This window comes from Photobacterium carnosum (genome assembly GCF_021236965.1).
In the GTDB taxonomy this organism is placed as follows: Bacteria; Pseudomonadota; Gammaproteobacteria; order Enterobacterales; family Vibrionaceae; genus Photobacterium; species Photobacterium carnosum.
Map to the genome: position 1 here is coordinate 65,916 of NZ_WMDN01000012.1, position 26,288 is coordinate 92,203.

The window sequence follows — 26,288 nt, forward strand, 5'->3', positions numbered from 1 at the left end:
TGTTGAGTATAGAAATACTACAAAATTTTTGTTAATTCTATCACAAAATCAGGCCATTGCAGCGCGCTAAAAAGACAATTACCAACAACGTCCTAATCTGCCATAAAAAAAGCCCATTTATGAGTACACACAAATGGGCTATATCTTGCTTATAAACAGCAATAACAACTAGGCCGATATTAATACTGGGTCGGTATCATTAATCAAATTAGCTAACCACTTCCGTCCGCGAATACGATAAGCCGTTAAACCCACCTTAACCACTTCTTCAGCCAAAATAGCTATTAACACCCAATGCAAAGGCCAACCAAGAAATATCCCAGTGAAGATAGCCAATGGAATTCCTATGCCCCATTGTCCAAACAAATCAATGAAAATACTGAATTTAATATCACCACCACTGCGTAATACACCGCCAATACCCACCATGTTAAACACTTTCAAAAATAGCCCAAGAGCAAGCACCATGGTTACATTTAACGACATGGCTAAGTTTGGTGTATCTGCCCGTTGTAGCCATAGACTTACCGTGTCACTTGCTAGCCAAATCGTAATACCCAACACAAAGGCCATCGACACACTTAGCCCAATAAAGAGCCATGATTGATGCCAAGCTCGTTGGTAATTTTCAGCGCCTAATTCATGCCCTAAAATAGTTGAAGCGGCCACAGAAAAACCAATAAAGGCGGAAATAAGTACCCCTTCAATCGGTGATAACAAACTAATGATTGCAAGCTCTGTCACACCTAACTGGGCAAAAATAAAACTGTAAACTAAAACCCCCATAGCCCAACCTGCATCATGAATGATCATCGGTAATGCGATGGTTAAATAACGTTTACGTGCTTGTGGTGTTTTAGCTGTATCAATATCAATCGCTAGAGGTAAGATTTCACGATGACGATAATACGTTGCTACCAAAAGAATTACCGTTTGAATACCACGAGAGATTGTTGTTCCCAATGCTGCGCCAGCAACGCCCATTTCAGGAAAGCCATATAAGCCAAAAATCAATAATGCATTTAAAGTCGCATTTAATAATACCGCCACCAAACCAACATAGGTGGGCATTTTTGCTTCACCAACAGCACGCAAAGCCGCCTCTAATGGCACAACAATCGCAGTAAAAATGATGCTCCAACCACAAACGTACAAATAGTCTTTGGCATGCATAACAAAATCAGCCTGATCACTAATAACACTTACAATTTGTTGTGGAAATAAACGATAGATAATCGCAAAAGGTAACGTAAAAACAATCGCACACACCCAAGATTGCAATAAGGTGCGACGCACACCGTCCATTCTGCCAGCACCAAAATATTGAGCGGCTAATACTCCAACCGCACCACTGACACCGACCACCAGCAATAAGTTAAAGAAGAAAATACGGTTACCAATACCCACAGCCGCGACTGGTGATTCACCCAGTTTTGACACCATTAGCACATCAACTAAACCCAGTAATGCAAATAGCATTGACTGCATAGAAACAGGTAATGCTAACCGCCATGTTTTTTGCCAAAAATTTCTATCTGCTGATGTGCGCCATGTTGTCATAATTAAATACTCAATTAACGGTTACCTTGTGACAATGATCATACCTAAAATTGTTAATTTACGGTTATTCTAAGCCATCAAAAACGTTTGCCAAACTATCAACTTTAATGAAATAAGGACTTTTTAATGGCATGGTTTGAACATTTAAATATTTCACCACAATGCCAATCAGTCATTATTGACCAAGTGCAATCATTAGCCCTCGAACAAAAGCACATCATTCAATGCGGCATTAATTATGGCAAAGAAGCGTTTACTCTTTACCGCCGTAATCCTGATATGCACATGTTGCTATTTACCCTCAAAGGCCGCGGTATACTTAGCACTCCAGCCAAAAAATGGGATTTACAACCTGACTATGTGATTTATGTACCACCTGGGTATGAGAACGGCTTTGATATCAATCCCAACGAGAATCCTGATCTTATTTGGGATATGGCGTGGGTAATGCTTGAACAACAAAGTTATTGGGATCAACGTTTCCCTCATGAGATAACTTATTATCCAACCCAATCAGGCCCATTATTATTTCAAACTATCGGTTGTCTTCACCAAGCACTCTGTTTGAGCTATCCCCTTGCGGATCAACTATCCAGTAATATCACTGAACAACTGTGCTTATTGGTTACTCATCGCACTTCGCCTCATTCACCATTAGCATTACAACGTTTAGAACGTGTATTTCAACACGCAAAACAACAATTACATCATCCATGGAAAGTAAAGGATCTCGCGGCTTTATATCCATGCTCTGAGCCACATTTACACCGTTTATGTCAGCAATATTATAGTCAAGCACCCATGGCGCGTTTAACACATTTACGTATGGAACATGCCGCAGGTTTATTAACCACCACCTCATGGCCAATTCAACATATCAGTGATTTTTGTGGTTATCCAAACCCAACCAATTTTAGTACCCGTTTTAAAAGCTGGAGTTCTTTTAGCCCGCGTCAGTTCAGATCACGGTTTCAGAGTGAATCTTAAGCGTCAACTGCTCAATTAATAACCATCAAATATTTTATTTTCTATCGGTAGCTTATATCGGTTAAGCTTATAGGTATAAAATAAATAAGACTTAAGTACTTAGTGCTATTAAAGGGATCCACCATGCCAAATTGTTTTGCTTACTGTTATCGACTTAATGGCGATCATTCCAAACCCGCATTGACCCTTGATAAAATTAATAACTGGCAATCCACGGATGGTCTCCTTTGGTTACATCTCAACTATACCCAGCTACAAGCACAGCAATGGATCCAGCAAAGTCAGCTGCCTGACATCGAAAAAGATTCCCTGACCAATGATCGAGAACGACCACGATTAAATCAAACCAAAGATGGCTTTTTCTTGGCATTACGCGGCATCGATATTGATAAAAACACCCAAAACAAACCGTCAGATAGCATGGTTTCTATTCGTGGCTATTTTACTAAAAACCTAATTGTTACCACCTCTAATCAGCCAGTTGTCGCTATCTCGCGTATCGCAGATCATATTAATGGGGGGTTTGGACCCACAACTATTGGTAACTTTATTTTAAGCTTATGTGATCATTTGGTAAGTCATAAAATGACGGTTATTGATACTCTTGATGAGCAATTAACAGAGCTTGAAGAGCAAGTGATGACCGATAGCGATATGAAATTACGCAATAATATCGCTGTATTACGTCGTGAAACGGTAAAGTTACGCCATTCAATGACACCACAACGCGATGCATTAGCCAAATTAATTACTATCGATACTCCACTGCTATCTTTAGCTGAACGTCAAAAAATCCATGAAGTTGATGAAAAAATCAGTCATGCGCTTGATGATCTTAATGCTATTCGCGAACGCGCTAATGTGACCCAAGAAGAGTTAATGAGCCTACAATCAGAAACTTTAAATCAGCGGCTCTATTTTCTTTCTTTGATCACAACAATTTTCTTACCACTTGGCTTTCTTACTGGTTTATTTGGCGTCAATCTTGATGGTATTCCTGGAGCTGAGGATCATTTGTCATTTTCAATCTTCTGTGGATTATTAGCCGGAGTGTTGATACTACAACTGGCACTATTTTATCGTCGCAAGTGGATATAACAGATAAAACTGCAAACGTATTTTTAGTGACTTTTATTTATATCGTATATCGATATAAACTTAGACATTAGTTATACGTAATTATCATCAAAATAAGGGCCACAATGTTTTCAACATTACGAACTTTGTTTAGACAAGTTATGAATGAAAGTGCAAGTGCGGGCGCAGTAGATACGCCAGCACTTAACTTAGCGATGGCTTCATTATTATGTGAAGTGGCAAATGCCGACCATGATCGTGATCCACGAGAAGAACAAGCTAAAGTGCAACTGTTAATTAAACTGCTTGATACCACAGAAGAACAGGCAACAATCTTACTTAGCCAAGCACAAGAGCAAAGCCAGAATTCAGTGTCTTTATATGAGTTCACCAATAAGTTACGTGAGTTATCACAACCACAACGTTATCAATTAATTGAAGCAATGTGGCAAGTAGCCTATGCCGATGGTGTAATTGATCCTCAAGAGGAAGCAGTGATCAGACAAGTGTCTGACTTGATCTATTTAGATCACTCTGAATATATTCGCGCTAAACTCAATGCAGGTAAACTAACGTCATAATCCAATCAATGATTAGCATGAATTACTCTCTAATCTGATCATTAACAAAACAAGACCACGGTAGATATTCGCTATCGTGGTCTTGTTGTTTAAACAGATAAATTAAATAACCATTAATGAATATCGATTGTTCGACTGGCTTTTTTGTATTTAATTCGCCACCCTTGCCAACGCGGTAACTCCCACCGCTTAGGATCTTGTTTACGATTACCTTGAAGATAATGCGCAATCACCGTTTTACGGCTGATCTGATATTCAATTCGCATCTCAAAATCATTTAAATTCACACTGTGTGGATATTGACTATCAAATTCTTCCCGTTCCCATTCAGGAATGCCATCAAACACAAAATCATCAGCACTGAACAAAGCAATATCATCAATCGTTTCAATCCCAAGATCTTCAATTTGTTGTAATAGCCACATTGCCGCATCAACAATTTCAGGCTTTCGCTGACAAATATCCGCTTGATAACGTCCTAATCCAAGGTACAAATTCCATTGTTGAATATCGGTGACAATTCGAGTTGCCAACCCCGTTAATACTTCATTCGCTAAAATCAAATCAACAATCGCAGTACCTGCCGCACCACCGCTAACATCTTGCCATTGTGTATCGATTACTCGCCCTGCATATACTCGTTTAATCGCGGTTTGAAAATGACCCTTACTGGTTTCAAGGGTTTGCCCTTGCTGGTTTTCACCAAGATCAAGCGCAACCATTTGTGACAACGTCACAGGTGCAACACACGTTGCTAACACGAGGTTTTGCTTAATGCCCTTACCGGGTAACGCAAACTGATCAAACACGATCGCAGCTTCTGTTGCTTGATCATGTTCAATACCAAATAAAGTATCACGGCTTAAGGTCACTTCATTAAAACCATTACCCAAAGCTTGTCGTCGCCGCTCTCGACGCACATAAACAAGTTCAGGCACAGCGGTAATAACAGCATCTATCCACGGTTGACGACGAAAAGCACTAGCAGCCTCAAGTTGAGGTAATTGCAGCACCTCTCGCATTTTTGCTGCCAATAGTCGTGCTTCTGCGCGCATATTGTCATCAACGGTTAGCCATTCGGGTACAACATCTGCCCTTACAATTTTAATTAACGCTGTCGCATCGCAATATTGTTGCCCTAACCATAAAAATAACGCCTGTTGATCTTGTTCTGATTTAGGAGGCTGCCACAGTTTTTGCGGAATCGATAATGCAGCAGCTAAGTCAACCATTGCTTCTTGATGACGGCGCTCAGGCATTGCGGTAATCAAATGGGCAAATAAACTGTCAATCGGTAGTTGATATAAACGTCGACCATAATCGGTCACCACTTCATCATCCGTTACCGCTTTCATCGTTTGTAAAGTTTGAAACGCACTCGTTAACGTTTTTTCTGGCAAAGGATCAATAAATGCTAATTGTGAAAATTTAGCTTCGCAGCACAACGCGGCTAAATAGGGTTCAACTAACTCTTCACGTTGTAATTCTGCGGGCGTTAATCGCTCAAGTGGTGCCGCTTTACCGTATAAACGTAAACAAACACCGTCTTTCACACGACCCGCTCGGCCTTTACGTTGCTCAGCACTGGCTTTTGAAATTGCATGTAGTGATAACACCGTACGACCATTACGCTGGTGGGTACGGCGCTCTAACCCTGAATCAACAATGAGCGTAACACCCGGAATCGTCAGTGATGTTTCAGCAACATTGGTCGCTAAAATAATACGTTGCTTATTGCTTGCGGTTAATGCCCGTTGACGTTCATCATCGGTAACAGAAGCATGTAGCGGGATCACATCCATTTCATCGGCGGCAATGGCAGCAGCAAAATAACGACTCAATGCTTGCGTAGCCGCCGTTATTTCTTTTCTACCGGGTAAAAATACTAAGATATCTTGATGATCGGCATAATGCTGACTGATCAATTTAACAATCCGTTGATCTAAATGATCATCACTGGGCATGGTTTGGCTATCATTCGCTTGATGATAAACATCTACCTTAAAATTACGCCCAGTAGCATGCAAATGCGTCGCCGCTAAATATTCCACTAACCGTTCGCTATCCATAGTGGCAGATGTTGCCACCAAACGATGACTTTGCCGCTGCTTTAATAATGCTAACAGTAAATCAGTATCCCAACGCCGTTCATGAAATTCATCAATGATCACAGTATCAAATAAGGCTAACTGATCATCACTTAACCAGCGTAATGCAACTCCCGGTGTCGCAAAAACGACTTGTGTATCAGCATTAAAATGTTGTTCAAAACGAATCGCATAACCCACTGAAATTTGCTGTGGATTCGCGATTTTTGTGGTGAGATAGTCAGCTAATGAAGTACAAGCAACTCGTCGCGGTTCCACGACTAAGACTCGACCTAACTCAGCAGCCCACAACGGTAAGCGGGTTGACTTTCCTGAGCCAGTCTCAGCCTCTACCACAATGTGTTGCTGAGATAATGCGGCTAAAAAATCGGATTTAAGGTTATCGATAGGCAATGAAGCGTACATAATTCAATCTATTACTGATTCTGACGTTGTCATTGTGACAATATTCAACGATGTTGTCATTGGCTAGCCGTCATAGTTGTTGATTCCATAAACAATCAACACTAAATTTCAGTAAATATGTCAGTTTACCGCTACAATAATTGACTTTTTGCTGTAACTCCCTAGCCTTACAGCATCAACTTATGGAGGCTGTGCCGTATGACTAGCAAAACCATTTTTAACCCTGAATTATGGGAAACCGTTCCAGGCTTTAACTTTGAAGATATCACTTACCATCGTGCTAAAGCGCATGGAACAGTACGTATTGCCATTGATCGTCCTGATTGCTTAAATGCCTTTCGCCCTAAAACTGTCGATGAACTTTACACTGCGCTTGATCACGCTCGTCAATGGTCAGATGTAGGCTGTGTATTAATTACAGGTAACGGTCCATCTCATAAAGGACAGTGGTCTTTCTCATCAGGTGGCGATCAACGTGTCCGTGGTAAAGATGGCTATAAATACGAAGGCGCTGATGCTGGTACGGCTGATGTTGCGCGTATGGGTCGATTGCATATCCTTGAAGTACAACGCCTTATTCGTTTTATGCCAAAAGTCGTGATTGCGGTTGTTCCTGGTTGGGCTGTTGGCGGCGGTCATAGCTTACACGTTGTTTGTGACTTAACCCTTGCTTCTAAAGAGCATGCGGTATTTAAACAAACAGACCCTGATGTAGCATCATTTGACTCAGGTTATGGCTCTGCATACCTTGCAAAAATGATCGGTCAAAAACGTGCACGTGAAATATTCTTCTGTGGCTTTAACTACAGCGCTCAAGAAGCCTATGACATGGGTATGGTTAACAAAGCAGTTGATCACTTTGAGCTTGAAGAAGAAGCACTACGTTGGGCGAAAGAAATTAACAGTAAATCGCCAACTGCAATGCGTATGCTTAAATACGGCTTTAACCTGCCAGACGATGGTCTTGTCGGTCAGCAATTATTTGCCGGTGAAGCAACCCGCTTAGCTTACGCGTCGGAAGAAGCGCAAGAAGGTCGTGATGCCTTCCTTGAAAAACGCGATAAAGATTTCAGTAAGTTCCCTTGGCATTATTGATACGTGTAGCAAAAAATAGTCACAAGATGAGCCTGCTGTGTTAGCAATAATGACACTTATCTCATCTTGAAAATAAAAGCTCTTATTCAAGGGCTTTTATTTTAAAAACGATTGGTTATCATAAAACACCGTCATATTTTTACTTATTAACAAAATAAACATCAGAAACATGATCCCTTTCTCGAAATAAATCACTCTACCCTTTGAATTCTTAGCGATGAAGTTCTAGCATTAACAGCAGAGTAATTCTTAGTCCATTTTCTGGCTTAATCGCAACAGAGTTTATCGTATGAATAACAATAAAAGACCTCTATATATTCCTTATGCTGGCCCAATACTTCTTGAAACGCCACTATTAAACAAAGGTAGCGCATTCTCTATTGAAGAGCGTATGTTCTTCAACTTAGAAGGTCTTCTTCCTGAAGCTATTGAATCAATCGAAGAACAAACAGAACGTGCTTATAAGCAATATCAGAAATTTGATAATGATATGGATAAGCACATTTACTTACGTAATATCCAAGACACTAATGAAACACTTTTCCATCGCCTTGTAGAAAATCACATCACAGAAATGATGCCGATCATTTATACACCGACGGTTGGTTCTGCCTGTGAAGATTTTTCAAATATCTATCGTCGCGGTCGTGGATTATTCATTTCATACCCAAACCGTGATCGTATTGAAGACATGCTTAACAATGCCTCACGCCAAAATGTAAAAGTCATTGTGGTTACCGATGGTGAACGTATTCTAGGCCTAGGCGATCAAGGTATCGGCGGCATGGGTATTCCTATTGGTAAACTATCGCTTTACACCGCTTGTGGTGGTATTAGCCCGGCTTACACCTTACCGGTTGTACTTGATGTAGGTACTAATAACCCACAACGACTGTCTGATCCAATGTACATGGGTTGGCGTCATACTCGAATTACGGGCGCTGAATATGACAACTTTGTTGATGATTTCATTCAAGCCGTTAAACATCGTTGGCCTGAAGCATTAATTCAATTTGAAGATTTTGCTCAAAAAAATGCGATGCCATTACTTGAGCGTTATAAAGATAAAGTATGTTGTTTTAATGATGATATTCAAGGCACTGCGGCGGTCACTGTTGGTTCATTATTAGCAGCATGTAAAGCCGCTGGCACTAAGTTCTCTGATCAACGTATTGCTTTCTTAGGTGCAGGTTCTGCTGGCTGTGGTATTGCAGAAGCTATTATCGCGCAAATGACAGCTGATGGTATTACAGATGCTCAAGCACGTAGCCAAGTCTATATGGTGGATCGTTGGGGTTTGTTAGTTGAAAACATGCCAAACCTACTTAACTTCCAGCAAGCACTGATCCAAAAGAACACCAATATTAAAGATTGGGAACTATCGGATAACAACATTTCATTATTAGATGTTATGCGAAATGCAAAACCAACCGTACTGATTGGTGTTTCTGGTGTACCAGGACTATTCAGTGAAGAAGTGATCCGTGAAATGTATGCTCACTGCCCACGTCCTATTATCTTCCCGCTATCAAACCCAACCAGTCGAGTTGAAGCAACACCATTTGACTTAATTCATTGGACAGAAGGTAACGCATTAGTCGCAACAGGTTCACCCTTTGCTCCTGTTGTTTATGAAGGTAAAACCTACCCAATTGTTCAATGTAATAATATTTACATTTTCCCTGGTATTGGTTTAGGCGTGCTAGCCGTTAATGCTCGTCGAGTTACTAATGAAATGTTAATGGAAAGTAGCCGTGCTTTAGCTGAGTACTCACCATTAGCGATTCACGGTGAAGGCCCACTACTTCCCGGACTTGAAGATATTCAAAAAGTATCACGTAAAATTGCTTTTGCTGTGGCTAAAAAAGCCGTCGAGCAGCATAATGCGCCTAAACATTCAGATGAACGTATTCGTGAGAAAATTGACGCTAATTTCTGGAAATCAGGATACCGTCGTTATAAACGTACTTCATTTTAATTAAGTATTCATTCATTTCTAAAATCCGAAGTGTGATATAACACTTCGGATTTTCATTTAAAGCACTTTAATGCATGAAATTGCGCACAAAACCCACAAACTCGCTCTATTCGCTCTTCTGTTTTCGCTTTTTTAAACAAAAACATCATTTATTAAGGTAAGATATTAATAAAGCATTATATTTTTAGTTTGGATAATTATGAAACTGCTCAACATTATTCGCATTACTGCAGTTCTCTTTATCATCTTTATTGCAACGTTATTATTACTTGATCGTTGGGTTTCAGCACAAACTGAAAGTCAAATTTATCATGACCCAGCAAAACTACCCGCGTATAAAGTGGGATTAGTTTTAGGCACCAGTAAGTACATCGCTAAAACCCTCAACCCTTATTACACCTATCGCATGTCTGCTGCGGTCGATCTCTATAACAAGCATAAAGTTGATGTCTTTTTAGTCAGTGGTGATAACGCACATCGCTCATATAATGAACCACGCACAATGAAACGTGATTTATTAAAGGCTGGCGTTGCTAAAAATGAGATTGTATTAGACTATGCTGGCTTTCGTACGCTTGATTCTGTCGTTCGAGCCAAAGAAGTGTTTGATACTAACCGTTTTGTTATTATTACCCAGCAATTTCATTGTGAACGAGCGCTATTTATTGCTGATCACTATAATATAAACGCCACCTGTTTAGCGGTTAAAGAACCTCAACGTGGTATGGCTAGTTTTAAAATTCGAGTACGTGAAGTTTTTGCTCGTGTCAAAGCAATGATTGATCTCTTTATTTTACACGAACAACCTAAATTTTTAGGTCCGAAAGAACCGATTATTGATCCATTATTAAAACCTGAGACTGAACACTCTATTCAATCTACAATTAAAGATGTTTCAGTAACTAAAGAAGATCTAGCACCTAAAAATTCTAAGATAATCACACCATCTTCAGCTATTAATACAATTTCCCGGCCATAATCATGCTCCACTAAAAAAGCCAGCCACATTATAATGCGCCTGGCTTTTAATTGGCTTTATTAAAAATATTAATTAACCCGTTGTTTATTCTTCATTTTATCAAGTACTCGCTTTCGAACACATCGTATATGTTCTTGAGCCTCTTTATGAATTTTTTTAGTTAAGCAGATCTTTTTTTCTTTCATTGTTTATTAGCCACCACAATAAGCACTCCGTTGCATTTGAGATGTTAACATAAACTAAAATATACAGCACTGTTTATCTTTTCACAAAATTATATAATGATAAAAATCGATATTGCCGCAATAAATATTCTCCAAAAAATATTACCCAGAGAAACATAAAATCACATTAAGATCACAACGCTAATAAATAACAAACAATCATACCGCATTAACATACTTCTATCACATTAATACTACCACTACACAACGTATTATCATTTCCGCTTATTAAAGCTAACTATAAAAATAATCTAGCCTCAATATATGGAAGATTCACCTATGACAACCCTCAAACTCACGCTCAAACATTGGTTATTCAATAGAAATAGCTTAATCCTACTTGGCAATAGTTTACTGATGATCATTCTTCTCAATACATTACCTTTTGAACGTAATGTTGTGATTGGCTTAAGCATCTTATTTTTCATTGCTATAATGTGGTTAACAGAAGCCATTCACGTCAGTATTACTGCTCTACTCGTTCCACTTTTAGCCGTGGGATTTGGTGTTTTTGATACGTCAAAAGCCTTAACTAGCTTTTCTAATCCAATAATATTCTTATTCTTAGGAGGATTTGCACTTGCTGCAGCACTACATAAACAACAACTCGATCAAGTCATAGCCGATAAAGTACTCATTGCAGCCAAAGGCCGTATGTCTGTTGCTGTATTTATGTTATTTGGTGTAACTGCAGGATTATCGATGTGGATCAGCAACACCGCCACCACAGCAATGATGTTGCCACTTGTGCTTGGTGTTTTAAGTAAAGTGAATACTAAAAGCGGCCATAAAACCTATGTTTTTGTATTATTAGGTACGGCTTATTGTGCCAGTATTGGTGGTATCGCAACCATTGTTGGCAGTCCACCCAATGCTATTGCAGCGGCTGAAGTGGGTTTAAGTTTTACTGAATGGATGGCCTTTGGCGTACCCGTTACCATTATTCTATTACCGGTTACCGTTGCCCTATTGTATGTAATATTAAAACCAGATCTAAACCACCAATTTGAACTTAATCACAATCCAATTCAATGGAGTAACGGTAAATTAATTACTATGCTTATTTTTATAGTAACCGTGGCCTTATGGATTTTCAGTAAGCCTGTGAATGCTTTTTTAGGTGGATATGCTAAATTTGATACATTAGTCGCGTTAAGCGCCATTATCATGCTTGCAGTATCACGAGTTGTTGAATGGAAAGATATTAAAAATTCAACTGATTGGGGCGTGCTATTATTATTTGGTGGCGGTATTTGCTTAAGTAATATTCTTAAAGCAACAGGAACAAGTGTATTCCTTGCAACCGCGCTAAGTGATATGTTGCACCAAGCAGGGCTATTACTTACTATTCTTGCTGTGGCTATTTTTGTGGTTTTTCTTACGGAGTTTGCAAGTAATACTGCGAGTGCTGCTTTATTAGTTCCTGTTTTTGCAACGGTTGCAGAAGCATTAGGAGTCTCACCTGTTGTATTAGCGGCATTAATTGCTATTAGTGCATCTTGTGCATTTATGTTACCCGTGGCTACACCACCCAATGCGATTGTATTTAGTACTGGTTATATAAAACAAAGTGAAATGATGCGAGTCGGATTTTATTTAAATATTGTTTGTATTATATTCTTAACTATATTCACATGGTTATTCTGGTAAATAAACACACTATCACATAAGAAAAATAATGCACAAAAAGGTGACGATAATCGTCACCTTTTTTAATAAATCACTTTAATTTAAAATAAACAATAAATGTTCACTATTACCTTTGATAAACTCAATAGTACCTTCTATTCTATTATTCAATTCAGTTAATTGCTGTTCATCAAGAGAATATGGCATATAAACAATAAGCTGTGTAATGCCTTCTTGTTTTGCCAAATATAATAATAAAATTAAGTTATTAGTATCACTAGCATGACTTGATAACACTTTTAATGCTTTAGCTTCTAATTGCTCAGCACAAGATAAATGATTATTCTCTGTTGTGTTTATTATCACTTCAAATGATGGGATTAAATATTTTATGGCATCCATAAATGACAAACGTTGCTGGCATGATTTAGATAGAAATTCTGTGTAATCAAAAATCACATCCTTTTCTATAACCTTCTCAACTACTGTTTCCATAGCTATCCTTAGTCAGAAACATCGTATGTGCTCAATACAATTGATACACCGCTAGATAACCTAACGCGAGTAATTACTATACGTCTATACTAATTTTAGTTGTATATATCACAATTAAAATATGTGACGAATATCACGCGCCACCTACAAATTCACACATAAAAAATACCATAAAAACAATTATTTAACATATAAGAAGCAACCAATACCCCCTAAAAAATACATAATCTATAAAATCAATTTCAATTTGTAAAAAATAGCTAATAGTCATAATTTACATCGTGCCTCTATACGACGACAACTCAACCCAATACACCATCTACCGAATACTTTTTTTAGTTTTCTTTCAATGCACTATCTATAAGTGCAATAAAACAAAACAATTAAACGATATTTTATTCATCTAATTTACATCTTATTGCGCTAAATTAGGACAATTTAAGATATTGACCCAAATTAACTATAAAAACGACTGGTAACTTACCGTCTACAAGTCTAAAATTGCCTCGTTTGGGGAGTAGTCACAATTGTTCGCCTGTCGTCATCTCGAAGCCATACGCTTCCGGCAGCCGTAAGTGGATTTGCTCGCAGTAACTTTTGTCTACCATAGACACTACTGCTAGCACCATTTTGACGAGACCAATGCCATTATCGTTTACATAAAAATGTAATCGAACCTATGCAACATAATTGCATGGGTTTTTTTAATGTGCGGAAGGTTTTGTTTAGGCTCGCCTATGGCATACCTTTCGTATTTTATTTTGTGCAATAATACATTGTTATGAGTACTGTTTTATTTGACTCGATTTTCATAAATATCGTTAAATAAACAACAAGACTAATAGTAATAAATTAATGCACTCGATATTTATATAAAAGAGAGAACTCTATGAGTATTTTTAGTTATGAAGGGTTTGCTGTATTAACAGTATTAATGTTTGCATTGGATTTGTACCAAACACGTGGCGGTAAAATATCAATTAAAACAGCGGCACTTTGGAGTGTTTTTTGGGTATGTTTGGCTTTTATTTTTATGGGCTTTATTTATCTATATTGGCCACAAATGGCACCAGAAAGCACATATACAAATAAACAAGCAGCAACATCGTTTATTACTGGTTACTTATTAGAAAAATCTCTAAGTGTTGATAACTTATTTGTCTTTGCCTTAATCTTTAGTCAATTTACGGTGCCAGAACGTTTACGTCCTCGTATCCTAATGTTGGGTATTGTTGGTGCTCTTTTCTTACGAGCAGGTTTGATTGGCGTTGGTGCAAAACTATTAGCTGACTATCACTGGATCCTATATATTTTCGCTGTTTTCTTACTTTACACAGGCTTTAAGCTTTGGCGTGAAGGTGAAGAAGAACAAGAAGATTTCTCAAATTCAGCGCCTGTACGTATTGTAAAACGCTTCTTTAGAGTCGCAGATGATTATCATGATCATAAAATGTTTGTTAAAGATGATAAAGGCTGGTTAGCAACACCATTGTTAGTTGTAGTCGCAGTTATTTCACTAACAGATGTAATGTTTGCACTGGATTCAATTCCTGCAATTTTTGCTGTTACCCAAGAAGCATTCTTAGTCTTTACTGCTAACGTGTTTGCCCTACTAGGTTTACGTTCACTGTATTTTGTATTAGAAGGCATGTTAACCCGCTTCTGTTATTTACGTGTTGCGTTGGCATTTATATTAAGCTTCATTGGTATCAAAATGTTACTTGTTGGTTCACCGTATGCGATTCCAACTTTGATTTCACTTTGCGTAATCATTCTTTCCATTACGATTGCTATCAGTGCATCATTATGGAAAACACGTAATATTGAAACAATTGAACAATAATTACTGCTAATTACTGATTAAATAAAAAATGCCACTGTTAACTAAAATAGATAACCAGTGGCATTTTTATTGTTTACTTTATAATCGTTAACTATTTACTAAGCAAAATGTTGCGTTATCACATTCAAGAGCTGTTGTGGTTGCATCACAATATATGATGGTGTAATTTGCGAAAGCTTGTCATGATCGCTCTCCTTGCCAGTATCAATCCACACACTAGCAATACCCGCCCCATTTGCACCAGCAATATCAGCTGCTAATGAATCTCCCATATATAGAGCTTCACTTGGCTCACAACCCACTAAATCTAATGCTTTTTTAAAAATACTGAATGCAGGTTTCTCTTCCGCTTCTTCCCCACCAATAATAATATGATCTACATGTTGATCCATTGCTGTAGCTGCAAGTTTAGGATACTGAGAAAAAACAGGACCGTTAGTGATCACCACCAGCTTATACTGCTGACGTAGCGTTGCGAGCATCGCTTTAACTTCAGGAAAGAAATCAAATCCAGCCATACGACCATTATCAAATGCTGCTTGAATAGCGACAGCTTGCTCAAAAGAAAGGGTTATCTGTTGCTGAGTAAATAATGTTTGTACTAATGTTTGACGAAACAGTAATTCATTATCTAATAGCGCCACTAATTGCGGAAATTCACTATTTAGCTGTTTATAAATTCCAGCGATATAACGTTGGCAAAAAACATCTGCATTCAATGTCGGAAACTGTGATTGAACATAATGTTTTAACGTCGCCAATGCTTGTTTATCTGCAACTGATGTCGCACATAAGGTTTCATCCATATCTAAAAAAATAGCTTTTAACATTACGTTCCCATTGTGCCGCAGATCACGACACCCTAACTATGTTGTTTAAAATAATAACTAAATTCTACCTTGAGTAAGTAACTTTCGCACATAAAAAAGCCAGCATCTAAGTGCTGGCTTTTACATATTACACAATCAATACTACTTTAGTGTTTAATAAAATCTTTCATCGTAATGAATTTAGCTTTAATTGGCTTAGCTTGTGGTGAGTCATAGCCATAAATATCATTACGCATTTGTAGGTGACCATCTTGATCAACCCATGCTGTTAAGTATACAAAATCAACATCAATACGCTTAGATAAGCTCACTACTTTATGTTGCTTGGTATCTAGCATTGTTTTAAAGGGTGCAATATTACTGCGATTTTGATAATTAATAACATAATTTGCTAAATCATCAGCACGCTCAACACGAACACAACCAGAACTTAAGTCTCGCTTATTACGGCTAAATAGACCATGAGCAGGCGTATCATGTAAGAAAATAGCATAATCATTTGGCATTAAGAATTTCACATTACCCAATGAGTTATGAGGACCAGGACCTTGCTGGAATTCATGAGGGAATGTTTTTGGGTTTACTGTCGCCCAATCAATACTACTTGGTGAAATAACAGTACGATCACGCCAGCTATTTAGAATCTGCATATTATGCGCTTTCAAGTAATTACGAGAAATTTTTACTTTCGGAATTACATCATGCTGTTTAATTGTAATTGGCACGTTCCAATATGGATTAACGACCATGGTTGTGATCGCAGATGAGAATAAGTTTGTTGGACGCGTATCACGACCGACAATAACTTTAGACTCAAAGACTTTTTTACCGTTATCAAATACTTCCAATTTATAGTTTGGAATATTTACCCAGATATGAGCACGCGTATCGTTATGACGATTTAAAGCAGATAAACGTAAGGTATTCAATGCAAGAACACGCGCAATATCGCTATAAGGCATCACTAACTGTTTAACTGTACCAGGTCCAACAATACCATCAACACTTAAACCATGGCGTTTTTGGAACGTCTTAATGCTATTAAACATTACACCTGTATTAGTAATTGTTGGCTGGGCTAGCAAATTATCACGATCTGCCTTTGACATATCACCTAAATGATATAAAACTTGGGCAATTTCATGACCATTTGGTAATACAGCACCTTGGCGATATACACTTTTAAAACTTGCTGCTGTTAAAAGATGCGGTGCTAAATTTTCAAATTTTTGAATAACTTTTATGGTCGGTTCAAAATCAACATATGTAGGACGGTACATTGTTAATTTAGCCATTGTCATTGGATATGCATCATCACCTTTCGCATATTCCAACATGCTATGGGTCATATTAACAGGCTCAGACAAGAATAAAACACTACGATGTTGAGCAATATAATTCTGGAAGGCACGATAAACATAGTAAGTATCTGTCGCTAATAAATCATAGCCACGTAGATTACCGTCTTGTTCAAGTTGCTTCATTTCAGCTAAACGCTGTGCAATACCTGGTAGCATCTTGCTGTCAGCAAGCACTTGTAGTTGCAATGCTAGTTCATTACGTAATGCTACCGTATTCCAAAGAGGATAAAACTTATTTTGTGCATAAGCTTGTTCTATTTGCGATGCGAAACAAACGTTACTTGTCGTATCACCACATAACATCTTTGTGCTTTGTAAATGCTGATTATTCAATGAAGACCAATCAACACTGCCCGTTGTTAACGGTGCTTTTCGCTCATCAACAGCGACTTTAGGCAATATAGTACTAGCGCCTACAATTGGCACATTATTTTGTGCAACAGCAGCGACATTATGTGGCACAGCAGGACTAACCTCAGCCGCAAAAACACTGCCGGGTACCATCAGCGATAACATTAAAAGTTTACTTACACGTTTAGCAACAACACGTTGAGGATTAAACATCGTCAAAGCGATCCTTACCTATAAAATAGAACGAAAAACACCATACCTAGCATTACAGCTTATCTTATTGATATGCAATGACGGCAATCCATAGTTCATAAAAAACTAACTGGGTATATTTAGACAAATTTTGACAAATGATACAATTCAAAAAATGAAAATTTAAAAATTAATTATGCCATATCATGATTTTTTATCTTAAGATCTACCAGAAAATTAAAATAATCCGTTGATTTAACTGAAATAAAACAAAAATATTTCACTTCACAGCTAAAAAAACATTCTTTTATTAAAAATAAATATCAATGTGAAAAAAATAAAAATCTCATTTTTCAGTAGATTATCAGCTCAATAATTAAGCTTTCGAACTTGCCTTACATAATATATTACTAGCAATTTTTAATTACCCCTTTTTTCTTATTCAAAGAATCACATTTCATGGATTTCCATTTAAGAAAAGCAATATTCTTTCTTTTTCACTTCTGGAAACAATAGCTATACGTTAAATTAGCCACATAAAACCTATGGATATAAGAAGAACATAACAATGACATCACAAACTAAAATTAAAAATATCATTACTGATGCAACGTTAAGTACAAAACAAAAAACATTATTTCTGTCATTAGAGGCCGAAGCACTCGTAGATTATATGCCAATATCTACCAATGTTGCAGCGGCAAAAAATGCTGGGATTATTTGTGACATGTTTGAAGGTAATGCTCCTTTCAAGCCTCGATATGTTCTTCCAGATTATGCTAAATTTTTACAGCACGGTTCAGAATATCTAGAACTGGCACCTGCGACAAATTTAGATGAAGCCATCAACTTACTGACTATTATTTATCATAATGTACCGTCAGTCACTAATATACCCGTTTACCTTGGTCAACTCGATCAAATCTTGCTGCCTTTTGTTAGCGACATTAGCGAAGAGGCTCTTTACCGTAAGCTAAAAAACTTCTGGATCATGCTAGATCGCACCCTCCCTGATGCCTTTATGCACGTCAACATTGGTCCAACAGACAACATTGTTTGCCGTCTGATTTTAACTATTGATGCCGAACTTAAACAAGTCGCACCTAATTTAACCTTTATGTATGATCCAAAAATCACGCCAGAGAGCCTACTACAACAAGCCTGTAATAATATCTGTGAGTGCAGTAAGCCGCATATTGCTAATTATCCAATGTTCTCAGATGCTTTTGGCAAACAAGGATTCGGTATTGTAAGTTGCTATAACTCTCTTCCGCTTGCGGGTGGTGCAAACACATTAGTACGTATGAGTTTAAAAGAAGTCGCGCTACGTAGTAATAGCATTGATGACTTTCTAACAGCAACCCTGCCATATTACAGTGCATTGATGTTTGAACTTATTGATGCACGCTCAACTTTCTTACATCAAGAATCAAACTTCTTTAGCGGTTTTTTAACCACCGAAGGTTTAATTTATGAAGATCGATTTGCGCCAATGTTTGGTATTTTCGGTATGGCTGAGGCCGTTAATATACTGATGGAGAAATCAGGTTCAACGGCAAAATATGGCCATAATAAAGATGCGAATGCCATCGGATTAAAAATCAGTGAAACATTAAGTGACATTGTAACAACAACCCCAGTGAAATACGGTTTCAATGGTCGAGCATTATTACACTCGCAAGGGGGTATTAGTTGCGATCACGACGTTACACCAGGCATTCGTATTCCTTACGGCACCGAACCGGATCCAGTGGTTCATATTAAGGCGCTAGCAGCACACCATAAATACTATACATCGGGTATCAGTGAAATTTTAACGATTGAAGAAACTATCAAGAACAATCCACTCGCATTAGTGCAATTATGTAAAGGTGCATTAGCGTTAGGTTTCCGTGAATTTACGGCTAACGTGGCCAGCAATGATCTTGTGCGAGTGACTGGTTACATGGTTAAGTTATCTGATATTGCGAAATTCAAACAACAAGGTTCACGAACAAATACAACCTGGTTAGGAACTGAAGCATCAGAAAACACACATATTCTAGAGCGCCAACCACGTGTTGTTAGCCGTGAAATGTCACCTGTTTACCCATCAAAATAAATGAAGAATACCTACTATGATTTCTGCTACCGTCAGCAAAATATTGAACTACTCATGTGTTGATGGGCCAGGTAATCGTATGGTGCTGTTTTTGCAGGGGTGTAACTACCGCTGCAAAAACTGCCATAATCCACAAACAATTGATATGTGTAATCAATGTGGTGATTGTGTACCAAGCTGCCCAACGCAATCATTGCAACTTATCACACAAAACAATAAACCGTTTGTAGTATGGAATATGACGACCTGTACTGAGTGTGATGCATGCTTAACCACGTGTAATAAACAATCAACACCAAAAACATACACGTTAACAGTCACTGATACCTTGGAATTGATCAGAGATAACTTATTCTTTATTAATGGCATTACGGTAACGGGGGGGGAAGCAACATTACAATTACCGTATATAATTACCCTCTTTAAAGCAATAAAATCCGATCCCAGCTTGCAACATCTCAGTTGTATGATTGACAGTAACGGTAGTTTAAGCATTACAGGATGGCAATCAGTCTCCCCTTATCTTGATGGGGCGATGATTGATTTAAAAGCATGGAACAATACCACTCATCGGTGGCTAACCAGCCGTGATAATGACCGAGTATTGGCGAGTATTTCTTGGTTAAGTCAACACCAAAAATTATATGAAGTACGGTTATTGCAAATCCCTGAGATCACCGATTATGAACAATATATCGATGACGTTGCAGCTTACTTAACAACATTAAATAATGACGTTCGTATAAAGCTTAATGCATTTCAACATCATGGCGTAACAGGTGAATCCTTAAACTGGGTAACCTGTAATCAAGCCGATATTGAAACATTAGCAATGCAGCTAACCGAACGTAATATCACTAATCTAATTCTGCCAATGGTTTATGTATAACGACCGATTTTATGTCCGACCGTTGTAATTTGCTGATACAGCCACCGCAGCGCAGGATCGTTCATGCTTGGTTGATACCACACTAAACTGTACCCTACTTGACCATAATTAAACGGTAGTTCTTTCATGATCAATGATTGTGCTTGCGCTGCCACTTCTGCCCATTTTTTTGAACAAGTAAACAATAACTCAGTTGTTTTACACAGTGTCGCCGCAGCACCAAAATCAGCCACATTCACCATGACTTTCCGCTTACGATGTTGCTGAATAAGCTGTATTTCAAAAAATGGCACACTAAGATCATTATCAACAATACCAATATGATCATACTGTAAATAATCATCAATCGTCAGTGATTGTGTCACTAACGGGTGTTCAGGTGACATTAAACACACCATTTCATCAGTAAATAAGGTTTCCCAAACTAAGTTGTTATCGATATTCGGTGGCTGGCTGAGATCATGAGGCAAAATAATAAAATCCAATACCCCTTTTGCTAAACCACTGACACCAATATTATCTTTAGACCAAATATCTAACCGAATATTCGGTGCAAGTTTTAATATATGTTCACACAAAGGTGCTGCAATTAATTCAAAGGTGCTTTCTCGCATCGACAATGAAAAGCTGCCGGCATAATTAGCAACATCAAACTCTTCCTGAGTCATGATCTGATTCATATCACTGATCATCTGATGCACCATTGGCCCTAAACGACGAGCTAATGGTGTTGAAACTAATCGATTACCATTTCGATAAAATAATTCATCATTCAACGTGTCACGCAATTGACTCAATGTTTTACTGACTGACGATGGGCTGACACAAAGTCGTTGTGCGCACGCAGTCACACTGAGAGTATCTAGCATTACATGTAGAGTAATAAGATGCTTCATGCTAATGCGGGATAGCTTAATTAAGTCCATTTATTATCTCTAGGATAAAAATAAAAAATGCCGATCAATAAACTATCGATAGGCATTTATATAACAATCATTTATAGCGGTAAATAATGCTTAACGAATGCCACTTAGAAACTCGGCACGCGTGGCTGGATTTCGTTTAAAAATCCCACCTAAAGCGGTTGTTGTTGTTACGCTAGTTGCATCCATTACACCACGTGATTTAACACAATAGTGGGTAGCATCAATAGTAACCGCAACATCTTCACTTTCAAGTAGCGTTTGTAATGCGACTAGAATTTGTTGCGTTAGACGCTCTTGCACTTGTGGACGCTGAGAAAAGAAGCGCACAATACGATTAATTTTAGATAAACCAATGATCTTACTACGAGGAATATAAGCCACCGTCGCTTTACCATCAATGGTGATTAAATGATGTTCACAGGTACTGGTTAATGTAATGTCTTTTACGCGTACCATTTCATCACAGTGCATTTTATTTTCAATCACTGTAATTTTAGGGAAATTGGTGTAGTCCAAACCTGAAAAAATCTCATCAACATACATTTTCGCAATACGATGTGGTGTTTCCACCAGGCTGTCATCCGTCAGATCTAACGCTAATAACGATAAGATCTCACGCATATGGTATTCAATTTTTTCTTTCTTTTCTTCTCGACTTACAACATCAGCCGTCATCGGGGTTTCTAGATCACGGGCGGCTAAGGCGTCACGTACTTGTATTGCAGATACACTTAATGCTGTCATTCTTTTCCTCCAGCTGACCTAGGTAGAATAAAAAAGACATACCCTTCTGACCTTGCCAGCGCTAAAATCCTTAGCAGAATACCTCCAAATGAGAATAATTTCACCACCAAATTTCTTATGGTCATGCACTTCAAGTGTATTTTAGTATATTCAATCCCTTACAGCGGTACTCAATAAAGGGTAAACTACACATTAATTAGCAATCTGAACAATACTTAGTAAAAAACTCAGTAAAACAGACATTCTCAAACTGAGAATTTTTCAGACCTGCTCACTTTCATTATCATTAATAAATAAAATGGACACGATTATGGGATGCTGCGACGTACCGGGTTTAATGACTGTTGAAACTGCGTTAGATAATATTATGACTCAAGTTTCACCACTAACGACAATCACCACGGTAGCATTAACTGATGCTATGGGTATGGTGCTTGCTGAAGATATTCTTTCCCCTATTAATGTACCGCCTTTTGCTAACTCAGCAATGGATGGCTATGCTCTTCGCGCTGCTGATCTTGAGCATACCGATACTTTAACCATGATTGGTAAGTCATTTGCAGGCATTCCTTTTACTGGCACGTGTGAAGCAGGTCAATGTGTTCGTATTATGACAGGCGCTGAAATTCCAGCAGGAACTGATGTTGTTATCATGCAAGAAGAAACACATGTTGATGGCAATAGCATTCAGTTTACGATCAAGCCAAAAGCAAACGACAACATTCGTCCAGTTGGTGATGATGTCCATTACGGTGAAACAGTATTAGTAAAAGGTACACGTCTAACGGCACGTGAAATGCCATTACTCGCATCATTAGGTATTGCTTCTTTTGCTGTATATCGTCGTCCTAAAGTGGCTTTTTTCTCAACTGGTGATGAATTACGCCCTGTCGGTGAAGTACTTGCAGCGGGTCAAATTTACGATAGCAACCGTTATGGTATGAAAGCGTTATTAGAGAAGTTCGGTTGTGATGTGTTGGATCTTGGTATTATTCCTGATTGTCCAGAGAAACTACGCCAAGCCTTTATAACTGCATCAACAGACGCTGATGTTGTGGTTACATCGGGTGGTGTTAGTGTTGGCGAAGCAGATTACACCAAAGACATTTTAGACCAAGAAGGCAAAATTGGTTTCTGGAAGATTGCCATGAAACCGGGCAAGCCATTTGCGTTTGGTACGATCAACAATGCATTGTTCTGTGGTCTTCCTGGTAATCCGGTATCTGCAATGCTGACCCTCTATCAATTAGTGCAGCCTATGCTGGCAAAACTAGCGGGCCATAGCCAATATCAACCCCCTGTTCGTTTACAAGCCAAAGCAACCTCAATGTTTAAAAAACGCCCAGGACGTACTGACTTCCAACGTGGTATTTATAACATTAATAACGATGGTCAATTTGAAGTAACAACAACTGGCAATCAAGGTTCGGGAGCATTTAGTTCAATGCACCATGCCAACTGTTTCGTAGTGCTAGAGCTAGATCGTGGTCGTGTTGAAGCGGGTGAATTAGTAACCATTGAAATGTTTAACCACACCATGTACTAATTAATGATTAATGTCTTAGCCGCTCAGTAATATATAAATAAAGGGCTAATACATTAACCGCTGAGTGTGATCTTAAATAACGTGTGCTCGAATAAATAGCTAATAACGGTAATTTCACTTATGACAACACAACAACACGCCAACGCTGAATTATCAGATCAAGAAATGCTGCGTTATAACCGTCAGATTATTCTGCGCCAATTTGATTTTGAAGGCCAAGAAGCATTAAAAGCGTCATCGATGTTAATTTTGGGTGCGGGTGGTTTAGGCTGTGCATCTTCGCAATACCTAGCAGCTGCAGGTGTAGGGAAAATCACCCTGATTGATGATGATAAAGTTGAAGTTTCTAATTTACAGCGCCAAGTTTTGCATACTGATGCGACTGTCGGCATGCTCAAAGTTGAATCGGCCAAACAAGCATTAACGGCAATAAACCCTTATTTAACCGTTGAGACTATCGCTAAACGATTAACCGATGAAGAGTTACTACCACTTATTAAACAGCACAACTTAGTGTTGGATTGCTGTGATAACGTTGATACCCGTAACCAGCTAAATCGCTTATGCTTTGAGACTAAAACACCATTAGTTTCTGGTGCGGCTATTCGAATGGAAGGCCAAATAAGTGTTTATAGTTATCGTGATGGAGAGCCTTGTTACCAATGTCTGAGTGCCCTTTTTGGTCAGCAAACATTAACTTGTGTTGAGGCTGGAATTATGTCACCTGTTGTCGGTATTGTTGGCGCAGTACAAGCCATGGAAGCAATAAAAGTGGCCACCAATGTTGGCACGCCATTAACGGGTAAGATCTTGATGCTCGATGCTATGAGCATGAGTTGGCGCGAGATGAAACTAATGCAACAGCCAAGCTGTCCTGTATGTGGCTAATAGAGTAATGAATTAATTATTATGAAACGTATTACCCTATTTACTCAAAAAAATTGCGCGCATTGTAAAGATGCTCAGCAGTATATGAAAACAAAAGGTTATCCATTTCGTTTAGTCGATGTGGCAAGCCCACAAGGTAGAAAAGAATTAAGTCGAACCGGCGCTCGCTCTGTCCCTGTTATAAAAATTGGGGATAGTGTGCTTATGGGTTGGAATATGACCAAATTCGAAAAACTATTGCACGACAACGATTAATATAACCATAATAAAAATGCATAAAAAAACCGACATTCTTAACTATTTCTAGTTAAATGTCGGTTTTTTTTATTTTCACTAATTGTGATATTAGTAGTGATTAATCGTTGTCGTTAAGACGAATACCGTCTTTTTCAATCACAATTAAACCTTTCTTATACAGGCCACCAATCGTCTTTTTAAACGTTGCTTTACTGGTACGGAATACACGGAAAATATCTTCAGGGCTAGATTTATCACTAACAGGAATAAAGCCACCTTTGATTTCTAACGAGGTTAGAATTTTATCCGCTAAATCGTCAACTTTACCTAGACCTACTTTTTGTAGTGATAGATTAATTTTACCATCTGGACGAATTTCTTGAATATACGCTTTTAGTTGCTTACCAATAAACAGTTTACCGAACGCTTCTGTTTTAAAGAATAAACCCCAATGCTCGCCATCAATAACAGCTTTGTAACCAAGTTCTGTTGTTTCAGCGATAAGGACTTGTACTTCTTGACCTACTTTATAATTAGCAGGCGTAAGATCAAGGAAGCGGTTAAACTTAGTTGAGCCAACGATACGGCCAGATGCGCGATCCGTATAAACACGCACCATCACTTCTTCACCTTCTTCTAAGCGACGACGTTGCTCACTAAATGGAATAAGTAGATCTTTACGTAAACCCCAATCTGCAAATGCACCAATAGGGGTTGCACCAACAATACGTAATTTAGCAAAACCACCCACTTCAACTAATGGTTCGTCAGTGGTTGCAATCACTTCATCTTCAGAGTCAAAGTAAATGAAAACTTTAAGCTTGTCACCGAGCTTAGTACCTGCTGGCATAGTGTTTTTTGGTAACAAAATATTACCGAAATCATCACCACCATTAAGGAACACACCAAAATCTACTAATTTGATAACTTCTAATGTGTTGTATTGTCCAATTTTAATCATGTATCAGGTACTCTCTCTATAGGCAACAACACGCTTATAGCGCAGTTGGTTCAATATCTCTATCAATCAATTTTTTAGCCGTAATAATTAATTCACTATCACTGACTAGGCAATACGTTATAATGAACGGGTTGCGCTTATGATGTTGGTATTATACGTGATGTTGATATCCTTCGCTCAACCTATCTGCAATTATTTGATGTTTTTTCATTCTATTAGTCTCAATAATTGTGATTTATAAATAATGGACAAAAAAATATTCTCATATAATCTCAATGAAAACTCATTTATGCCATTTAGC

General features: G+C 38.2%; 21 protein-coding genes. 13 read left to right on the forward strand and 8 right to left on the reverse strand.

What is annotated here, in order from left to right; all coding sequences use genetic code 11:
- Positions 1-168 precede the first annotated feature (168 nt).
- Entirely contained in the window at positions 169-1,560 is a 1,392-nt protein-coding gene (locus GLP24_RS12485; RefSeq protein WP_152652699.1) for an MATE family efflux transporter, read from the reverse strand.
- A gap of 126 nt (positions 1,561-1,686) precedes the next feature.
- Here GLP24_RS12485 and GLP24_RS12490 point away from each other — a divergent pair, with 126 nt between their 5' ends.
- The 3 genes from GLP24_RS12490 (at position 1,687) to GLP24_RS12500 (ending at position 4,205) form a co-directional block, all read left to right on the forward strand.
- Complete coding sequence (locus GLP24_RS12490; protein ID WP_232616095.1) at positions 1,687-2,547, forward strand: helix-turn-helix transcriptional regulator; 861 nt, start codon at positions 1,687-1,689, stop codon at positions 2,545-2,547.
- A 123-nt stretch (positions 2,548-2,670) separates the two neighbouring features.
- Complete coding sequence (locus GLP24_RS12495) at positions 2,671-3,645, forward strand: zinc transporter ZntB (RefSeq protein ID WP_232616096.1); 975 nt, start codon at positions 2,671-2,673, stop codon at positions 3,643-3,645.
- A 104-nt stretch (positions 3,646-3,749) separates the two neighbouring features.
- Entirely contained in the window at positions 3,750-4,205 is a 456-nt protein-coding gene (locus tag GLP24_RS12500) for a tellurite resistance TerB family protein (protein ID WP_101768744.1), read from the forward strand.
- Between the two features lie 113 nt (positions 4,206-4,318).
- Here GLP24_RS12500 and GLP24_RS12505 read toward each other — a convergent pair whose 3' ends face one another.
- Entirely contained in the window at positions 4,319-6,718 is a 2,400-nt protein-coding gene (locus GLP24_RS12505) for a helicase-related protein (RefSeq protein WP_232616097.1), read from the reverse strand.
- A 198-nt stretch (positions 6,719-6,916) separates the two neighbouring features.
- Here GLP24_RS12505 and GLP24_RS12510 point away from each other — a divergent pair, with 198 nt between their 5' ends.
- From GLP24_RS12510 to GLP24_RS12525, 4 genes are all read left to right on the forward strand, one after another.
- On the forward strand, positions 6,917-7,813 hold the full coding sequence (locus GLP24_RS12510) for a 1,4-dihydroxy-2-naphthoyl-CoA synthase (protein WP_152652704.1): 897 nt from the start codon (positions 6,917-6,919) through the stop codon (positions 7,811-7,813).
- Positions 7,814-8,102: 289 nt separating this feature from the next.
- On the forward strand, positions 8,103-9,791 hold the full coding sequence (locus GLP24_RS12515) for an NAD-dependent malic enzyme (RefSeq protein ID WP_101768747.1): 1,689 nt from the start codon (positions 8,103-8,105) through the stop codon (positions 9,789-9,791).
- 199 nt (positions 9,792-9,990) lie between these two features.
- Positions 9,991-10,770: a SanA/YdcF family protein gene (locus GLP24_RS12520; protein ID WP_232616098.1), complete on the forward strand. Its 780-nt coding sequence runs from the start codon at positions 9,991-9,993 to the stop codon at positions 10,768-10,770.
- A gap of 503 nt (positions 10,771-11,273) precedes the next feature.
- The gene (locus tag GLP24_RS12525; RefSeq protein ID WP_232616099.1) at positions 11,274-12,644 is read left to right on the forward strand and encodes an SLC13 family permease; all 1,371 of its coding nucleotides are present in this window, start codon (positions 11,274-11,276) and stop codon (positions 12,642-12,644) included.
- Positions 12,645-12,719: 75 nt separating this feature from the next.
- Here the strand turns inward: GLP24_RS12525 and GLP24_RS12530 are convergent, their stop codons facing one another.
- On the reverse strand, positions 12,720-13,118 hold the full coding sequence (locus GLP24_RS12530) for a hypothetical protein (RefSeq protein ID WP_101768750.1): 399 nt from the start codon (positions 13,116-13,118) through the stop codon (positions 12,720-12,722).
- A gap of 889 nt (positions 13,119-14,007) precedes the next feature.
- On the opposite strand from GLP24_RS12530, the gene GLP24_RS12535 reads away from it, so the two are divergent.
- Positions 14,008-14,961 carry a TerC family protein gene (locus GLP24_RS12535; RefSeq protein WP_101768751.1) on the forward strand — a complete coding sequence of 318 codons (954 nt, stop codon included), beginning with the start codon at positions 14,008-14,010 and terminating at the stop codon, positions 14,959-14,961.
- A gap of 98 nt (positions 14,962-15,059) precedes the next feature.
- On the opposite strand, the gene GLP24_RS12540 is transcribed toward GLP24_RS12535, so the two are convergent.
- Entirely contained in the window at positions 15,060-15,791 is a 732-nt protein-coding gene (locus GLP24_RS12540) for an HAD family hydrolase (protein ID WP_232616100.1), read from the reverse strand.
- A 146-nt stretch (positions 15,792-15,937) separates the two neighbouring features.
- Entirely contained in the window at positions 15,938-17,716 is a 1,779-nt protein-coding gene (locus tag GLP24_RS12545) for a L,D-transpeptidase family protein (protein ID WP_152652707.1), read from the reverse strand.
- A 547-nt stretch (positions 17,717-18,263) separates the two neighbouring features.
- On the opposite strand from GLP24_RS12545, the gene GLP24_RS12550 reads away from it, so the two are divergent.
- Together GLP24_RS12550 and GLP24_RS12555 are read left to right on the forward strand one after the other, a co-directional pair.
- Positions 18,264-19,796, forward strand: coding sequence for a YjjI family glycine radical enzyme (locus tag GLP24_RS12550; protein ID WP_232616101.1), 1,533 nt, complete (start codon positions 18,264-18,266; stop codon positions 19,794-19,796).
- Between the two features lie 16 nt (positions 19,797-19,812).
- A complete protein-coding gene (locus tag GLP24_RS12555; RefSeq protein WP_232601129.1) occupies positions 19,813-20,685 on the forward strand; it encodes a YjjW family glycine radical enzyme activase in 873 nt (290 codons plus the stop codon).
- Here GLP24_RS12555 and GLP24_RS12560 read toward each other — a convergent pair.
- Both GLP24_RS12560 and folE read right to left on the reverse strand, forming a co-directional pair.
- The gene (locus GLP24_RS12560; protein WP_101768756.1) at positions 20,676-21,611 is read right to left on the reverse strand and encodes a LysR family transcriptional regulator; all 936 of its coding nucleotides are present in this window, start codon (positions 21,609-21,611) and stop codon (positions 20,676-20,678) included. The two genes, GLP24_RS12555 and GLP24_RS12560, sit on opposite strands and share 10 nt — an antisense overlap.
- A gap of 90 nt (positions 21,612-21,701) precedes the next feature.
- Positions 21,702-22,355 (reverse strand): GTP cyclohydrolase I FolE, encoded by a 654-nt coding sequence (folE, locus tag GLP24_RS12565; protein ID WP_045038241.1) that lies wholly within the window; start codon positions 22,353-22,355, stop codon positions 21,702-21,704.
- A 310-nt stretch (positions 22,356-22,665) separates the two neighbouring features.
- Here folE and moeA point away from each other — a divergent pair, with 310 nt between their 5' ends.
- The 3 genes from moeA (at position 22,666) to GLP24_RS12580 (ending at position 25,044) form a co-directional block, all read left to right on the forward strand.
- The gene (gene moeA / locus GLP24_RS12570) at positions 22,666-23,901 is read left to right on the forward strand and encodes a molybdopterin molybdotransferase MoeA (RefSeq protein ID WP_232613231.1); all 1,236 of its coding nucleotides are present in this window, start codon (positions 22,666-22,668) and stop codon (positions 23,899-23,901) included.
- Between the two features lie 120 nt (positions 23,902-24,021).
- The gene (moeB, locus tag GLP24_RS12575; RefSeq protein ID WP_232583851.1) at positions 24,022-24,789 is read left to right on the forward strand and encodes a molybdopterin-synthase adenylyltransferase MoeB; all 768 of its coding nucleotides are present in this window, start codon (positions 24,022-24,024) and stop codon (positions 24,787-24,789) included.
- 21 nt (positions 24,790-24,810) lie between these two features.
- Positions 24,811-25,044, forward strand: coding sequence for a glutaredoxin family protein (locus tag GLP24_RS12580; protein ID WP_045038238.1), 234 nt, complete (start codon positions 24,811-24,813; stop codon positions 25,042-25,044).
- Between the two features lie 100 nt (positions 25,045-25,144).
- Here GLP24_RS12580 and GLP24_RS12585 read toward each other — a convergent pair whose 3' ends face one another.
- The gene (locus GLP24_RS12585; protein ID WP_101768760.1) at positions 25,145-25,987 is read right to left on the reverse strand and encodes a CvfB family protein; all 843 of its coding nucleotides are present in this window, start codon (positions 25,985-25,987) and stop codon (positions 25,145-25,147) included.
- Positions 25,988-26,288: the final 301 nt, after the last annotated feature.

Excerpts from the sequence above, each read along its gene's own strand:
- GLP24_RS12485 (WP_152652699.1), bottom strand. The coding sequence starts at position 1,560 with ATGACAACATGGCGCACATCAGCAGATAGAAATTTTTGGCAAAAAACA.
- GLP24_RS12490 (WP_232616095.1), top strand. The coding sequence starts at position 1,687 with ATGGCATGGTTTGAACATTTAAATATTTCACCACAATGCCAATCAGTC.
- GLP24_RS12495 (WP_232616096.1), top strand. The coding sequence starts at position 2,671 with ATGCCAAATTGTTTTGCTTACTGTTATCGACTTAATGGCGATCATTCC.
- GLP24_RS12500 (WP_101768744.1), top strand. The coding sequence starts at position 3,750 with ATGTTTTCAACATTACGAACTTTGTTTAGACAAGTTATGAATGAAAGT.
- GLP24_RS12505 (WP_232616097.1), bottom strand. The coding sequence starts at position 6,718 with ATGTACGCTTCATTGCCTATCGATAACCTTAAATCCGATTTTTTAGCC.
- GLP24_RS12510 (WP_152652704.1), top strand. The coding sequence starts at position 6,917 with ATGACTAGCAAAACCATTTTTAACCCTGAATTATGGGAAACCGTTCCA.
- GLP24_RS12515 (WP_101768747.1), top strand. The coding sequence starts at position 8,103 with ATGAATAACAATAAAAGACCTCTATATATTCCTTATGCTGGCCCAATA.
- GLP24_RS12520 (WP_232616098.1), top strand. The coding sequence starts at position 9,991 with ATGAAACTGCTCAACATTATTCGCATTACTGCAGTTCTCTTTATCATC.
- GLP24_RS12525 (WP_232616099.1), top strand. The coding sequence starts at position 11,274 with ATGACAACCCTCAAACTCACGCTCAAACATTGGTTATTCAATAGAAAT.
- GLP24_RS12530 (WP_101768750.1), bottom strand. The coding sequence starts at position 13,118 with ATGGAAACAGTAGTTGAGAAGGTTATAGAAAAGGATGTGATTTTTGAT.
- GLP24_RS12535 (WP_101768751.1), top strand. The coding sequence starts at position 14,008 with ATGAGTATTTTTAGTTATGAAGGGTTTGCTGTATTAACAGTATTAATG.
- GLP24_RS12540 (WP_232616100.1), bottom strand. The coding sequence starts at position 15,791 with ATGTTAAAAGCTATTTTTTTAGATATGGATGAAACCTTATGTGCGACA.
- GLP24_RS12545 (WP_152652707.1), bottom strand. The coding sequence starts at position 17,716 with ATGTTTAATCCTCAACGTGTTGTTGCTAAACGTGTAAGTAAACTTTTA.
- GLP24_RS12550 (WP_232616101.1), top strand. The coding sequence starts at position 18,264 with ATGACATCACAAACTAAAATTAAAAATATCATTACTGATGCAACGTTA.
- GLP24_RS12555 (WP_232601129.1), top strand. The coding sequence starts at position 19,813 with ATGATTTCTGCTACCGTCAGCAAAATATTGAACTACTCATGTGTTGAT.
- GLP24_RS12560 (WP_101768756.1), bottom strand. The coding sequence starts at position 21,611 with ATGGACTTAATTAAGCTATCCCGCATTAGCATGAAGCATCTTATTACT.
- folE (WP_045038241.1), bottom strand. The coding sequence starts at position 22,355 with ATGACAGCATTAAGTGTATCTGCAATACAAGTACGTGACGCCTTAGCC.
- moeA (WP_232613231.1), top strand. The coding sequence starts at position 22,666 with ATGGGATGCTGCGACGTACCGGGTTTAATGACTGTTGAAACTGCGTTA.
- moeB (WP_232583851.1), top strand. The coding sequence starts at position 24,022 with ATGACAACACAACAACACGCCAACGCTGAATTATCAGATCAAGAAATG.
- GLP24_RS12580 (WP_045038238.1), top strand. The coding sequence starts at position 24,811 with ATGAAACGTATTACCCTATTTACTCAAAAAAATTGCGCGCATTGTAAA.
- GLP24_RS12585 (WP_101768760.1), bottom strand. The coding sequence starts at position 25,987 with ATGATTAAAATTGGACAATACAACACATTAGAAGTTATCAAATTAGTA.